The organism is Streptacidiphilus carbonis (assembly GCF_000787775.1).
In the GTDB taxonomy this organism is placed as follows: Bacteria; Actinomycetota; Actinomycetes; order Streptomycetales; family Streptomycetaceae; genus Streptacidiphilus; species Streptacidiphilus carbonis.
This window is the reverse complement of record NZ_BBPM01000077.1, coordinates 1-3864: the sequence shown is the minus strand read 5'-3', so window position 1 is coordinate 3864 and position 3864 is coordinate 1. Positions and strand designations below refer to the sequence as shown.

At 73.4% G+C, this 3864-nt stretch carries 4 protein-coding genes and 1 pseudogene; all 5 read right to left on the bottom strand.

The genetic code is table 11. The features are described 5' to 3' along the window. A partial coding sequence (locus TR46_RS34045) for a response regulator (protein WP_042409978.1) occupies nt 1-274 on the bottom strand: 274 nt, incomplete at its 3' end. Beyond that, the gene (locus TR46_RS38580) at nt 271-1389 is read right to left on the bottom strand and encodes a sensor histidine kinase (RefSeq protein WP_161790252.1); all 1119 of its coding nucleotides are present in this window, start codon (nt 1387-1389) and stop codon (nt 271-273) included. The genes TR46_RS34045 and TR46_RS38580, both read right to left, overlap by 4 nt. A gap of 38 nt (nt 1390-1427) precedes the next feature. After that, complete coding sequence (locus TR46_RS34035) at nt 1428-2384, bottom strand: ABC transporter permease subunit (protein WP_042409974.1); 957 nt, start codon at nt 2382-2384, stop codon at nt 1428-1430. Next, entirely contained in the window at nt 2365-3291 is a 927-nt protein-coding gene (locus tag TR46_RS34030) for an ABC transporter ATP-binding protein (RefSeq protein WP_052433345.1), read from the bottom strand. The genes TR46_RS34035 and TR46_RS34030 overlap by 20 nt, the downstream gene beginning before the upstream one ends. Nucleotides 3292-3583: 292 nt before the next feature. After that, nucleotides 3584-3864 (bottom strand): annotated as a pseudogene (locus TR46_RS40355) (SpoIIE family protein phosphatase); the annotation flags it as partial.

Below are 3864 nucleotides of genomic sequence, written 5' to 3'. Positions count from 1 at the left end.
AGACGTATTCGTCCAGGTCGTACGTGGTGAGCACGACCACTCGGGGCGGGTTCGGGTGGGCGAGGATCCGACGGGTGGCCTCCAGGCCGTCCATCTTCGGCATGCGGATGTCCATGAGCACCACGTCCGGGTGGCATTCGCGGGTCAGTGCCACCGCCTGTGCGCCGTCCCCGGCCTGGCCCACCACCGTGAAGTCCTCGCGGGTGTCGAGCAGTGTTGCCAGCGCGGCGCGGACCATCGTCTGGTCGTCGGCGAGCAGGATACGGACCGTCATGGCGCCGTCCCTTCGGGTCGGTCGGCGTAGGGCAGTGAGGCCGAAAGTGCGAAGCCGCCCTCCGGCGTGGGCCCCGCGTCCAGGCGTCCGCCGTAGAGGTCGACGCGCTCGCGGATGCCGAGCAGGCCCCGGCCGCCGCCGGCCGTCACCGGCCCAGGACGCGGCGGCGCGTCGTTGGCCACCGTCAGCTGCATGTGGTGCCCGCGGTAGTCCAGGGTGATCCGGACGGGCGCGCCGGGAGCGTATCGCGCGGCGTTGGTCAGGGCCTCCTGCGCGATCCGGTACGCCGACAGTTCCAGACCCGGCGTCAGGTCGGCAGGCGCGGCACCTTCCACCGCGAACGCCACCCGGGTCCCGGCCGCCCGGCTCTGCGCGACCAAGTCGTCCAGTGCGTCGAGCGTGGGCACCGGGCGGTAGTCGGGCGCTGCGGCCCGGTCTCGACGCAATGCACCGAGCAGGTGGCTCAGTTCGGTCAGCGCCTCGCGGCCGAGCCGCTCGACCCCGGCGAGCAGCGCGGCGGGGTCGACCGGGGGAGCGAGACGGGCGGTCCCGGCCTGCACGGTGATAGCGGAGAGCTGATGGGCCAGCACATCGTGCAACTCCCGGGCGATCCGCGCGCGTTCGGCCAAGTGGGCGGCCTCGGCCGCGGCGGCGGCCTCCTGGCGCCGAGCGGTTGCCGCGTCGCCGACCAGGAAGGCCGCGCCGAGCAGCGCCCAGGGCCCGCCGGCGTTGCGCTGGTAGTTGTCGAACAGACCGATGCCGGCTGCCGTGGCCAGCGACAGCAAGCCGAGCACTTGCGGCACTCGGCGATGGCTGCCGTGGGCGCCCGCCCCGTAAGCGGCGACCAGCACCGCCGCGGCGGCCGACGCCTGGTGCTGGTCCAGGGCTCCGCGCAGGAGGTAGGCCCCGGCTGCGGTCCCCAGCACGGTCAGCGGGATCCGCCGCCACCACAGGAACGGTACCGACTGGATCAGGGCCAGCAGCAGGTAGCCGAGGACCACCGGGGTGCCGGCTGCGTGCCCGGGCGGCCGCCACCACCAGGGCACATCGGGCAGTGCCCACAGGACCAGGACGGCCGTCACCGCCGCGTCGACTCCCCGGGACGAGATGGCCATGCCCTGACCGTAGGGCCGGAGGGCCCGGTTCAGCCAGGTCATCCCGTCACGTCGCTGCGGCGGAAGACCGTGTCGGCGACCAGGGCGCAGGCGGCGGCCGTCCCGGCGAGAGCGACCGCTTCCAGCGCGGTGACCAACGGGCTGGGCGCTGCCCCGGTGGCGCTCAGGAAGCGGGACCAGAAGTTGTCCGGCAGCGCCGTGATCGAGGACTCGCCGGCGCCAAAGCCCATCCAGTTCTGCACCCAGGTCGCCGGGGTCCACCTCCCGAGTCCCGGCAGCGCCGCGGTGGCCAGCAGAGCGACGAACACCCCGCTGCAGGCCCCCAGGGTCCCGACGGTGCTGCGGGTGAGCACCGAGCACAGCACACCCACCGCCGCGAACAGGGCCAGGACCAGCAGGGCGCGCCCCAACTGCCCTGCGGAGCGGTCGACGGTATGGGCGAGGGACAGCCGACCGGCCGGAAGGCCGGCGACGTGGGCGGCCAGCGGCCCGGCCAGCGCCAGCCCGGCCCAGCCTGCGGCCATGATCCCCACTGCGGCGAGCCACAGGCTCGCGACCTTGGCGGCCAGTACCCGGCGCCGCCGTCCGCACTGGGCGAGCAGGGATTTGAGGGTGTGCCCGGTCCATTCCCCGCCCACATGGCCTCCGGCCAGCAGGGAGAGGACCAGCACGCCGGGCAGCGAGGCCATCAGTCCGGCGGACTCCGCGCCCCCGGCGAGCGGGGTCAACTGCTCGGCGGTGTGCAGTGCGGAGGCCAGCCGCTCCGGCCGGGTCTGTTCCTCCCTGGCCTCGGCCGTCCTCTGGGCCTCGGCGCAGGAGATGCTCGCGGGCAGGTGCATCGCGGCGCAGCCGGGTACCGGGGAGGTCTGGGTGTACTGCTGCGCGTTGCTCGCGCCGCCCACCGCGAGGAGCACTGCGAACAGGGCGAAGCCGAGCGCGGTGCACCAGAAGAGGGGGCGGTTGAGTTTGCGCAGTTCAGCGTGGAGCAGGCGCATCGGAAACCTCGCTGTTCCTGGTGTCGGCGGTGAGGTGCAGGAAGCGGTTCTCCAGCCCGCCGCTGTCACGGCGCAGCTCGTGGGCCCACAGGCCGGCTCTGCCGAGCACCTCGTTGACAGCGCGCGGGTCGCCGCTGTCGACCAGGAGTTGCCCGGGTCCCGTGGGGTGCGTCGGCCAGGCGGCCAGGAGCTGCTGGGCGCGGGCCAGGTCGGCGGGGTCCACGGTGACCCGGACCGCGGCCCGGTCTCCGGCGACCTCGGCCACCGGACCCTCCTCGATCAACCGTCCGGCGTGCAGGACCGCGACCCGGTCGCAGACCTGCTCGATCTCCGTGAGCAGATGGCTGGAGAGGAATACGGTGGTCCCGGCGTCGGCGAGGGTGCGCAGCAGCGCTCGCATCTCCTGGATGCCGGCCGGGTCCAGGCCGTTGGTGGGTTCGTCGAGGATGAGCAGCGACGGGTCGCGCAGCAGCGCGGCGGCCAGGCCGAGGCGCTGGCGCATGCCCTGCGAGTAGGTCCGCACGTGCCGGTCGGCCGCGGTGGCCAGCCCCACCCGGTGCAGTGCGCGGTCCACGGCGTCGGTGCGGGGAACCGGCGGCCCGCTGAGGGCCAGGAACTCCAGATTGCGGCGGCCGCTGGCCCAGGGGTGGAAGCCCGGTTCCTCGATCATCGAGCCGATCCGGGCCAGGCCGTCCGGGTCGGGCAGCGGGCGGCCGTGGATCCAGGCCCGCCCGGAGGTGGGGTGCACCAGGCCGAGCAGCATCCGCATGGTGGTGGTCTTTCCCGAGCCGTTGGGTCCGAGGAAGCCGAAGACCTGCGCGGGCCCTACGGTCAGATCCAGATGGTCGACGGCGAGCGTCGGACCGTACTGCTTGGTGAGGCCCTCGCAGTGGATGGCGTTGTCCATGCCGCCGACGCTAGGCGGGAGCAGTCCGCCTCGTCTTCAGCGCGTGGACGAGACCCCCCTCGTCGATTCGACGAGGGGGGTTCCCAGGGGAACCCGACCCGCTCGTCCCCGTGTGCCGAGTTCGCCGGGCAGCTGGGAGACCGGTGGCCGTGACACATTCCGATCTTGCTCGCCGCATCCATGCCGTGTCCCACCTGACCGGGCAGTTCACGCTCCGGTCCGCCGTAGTAGGCCGGTAGCAGAGGAACGTCGCCTCGTTGCCAGGGGGCTGTGATGACCCGGTCTGCAGGTGGGCGGGCGGTGGGCGGCCGGCGCTGGAGTAGGTGATGGTGTGCTGTTCCCAGTCGACGAAGCACGTCACGGCAGTGGTGTTCTCGGCGCCGTCGACGAAGCCGGCGTACCGGCCCAGCACGTCCAGGGCCTGCGCGGGGCCGTCGGCCACACGGGACGCGGCCGCGAGCGCGCTGCGCAGCTGGCCCATGACGCCGGCGGCCTCCAGGCCGTGGCCGACGACGTCGCCAACGGAGACGCCTACCCGCTCGCCGCCGGTCAGGTCGGTGATGTCGTACCTAG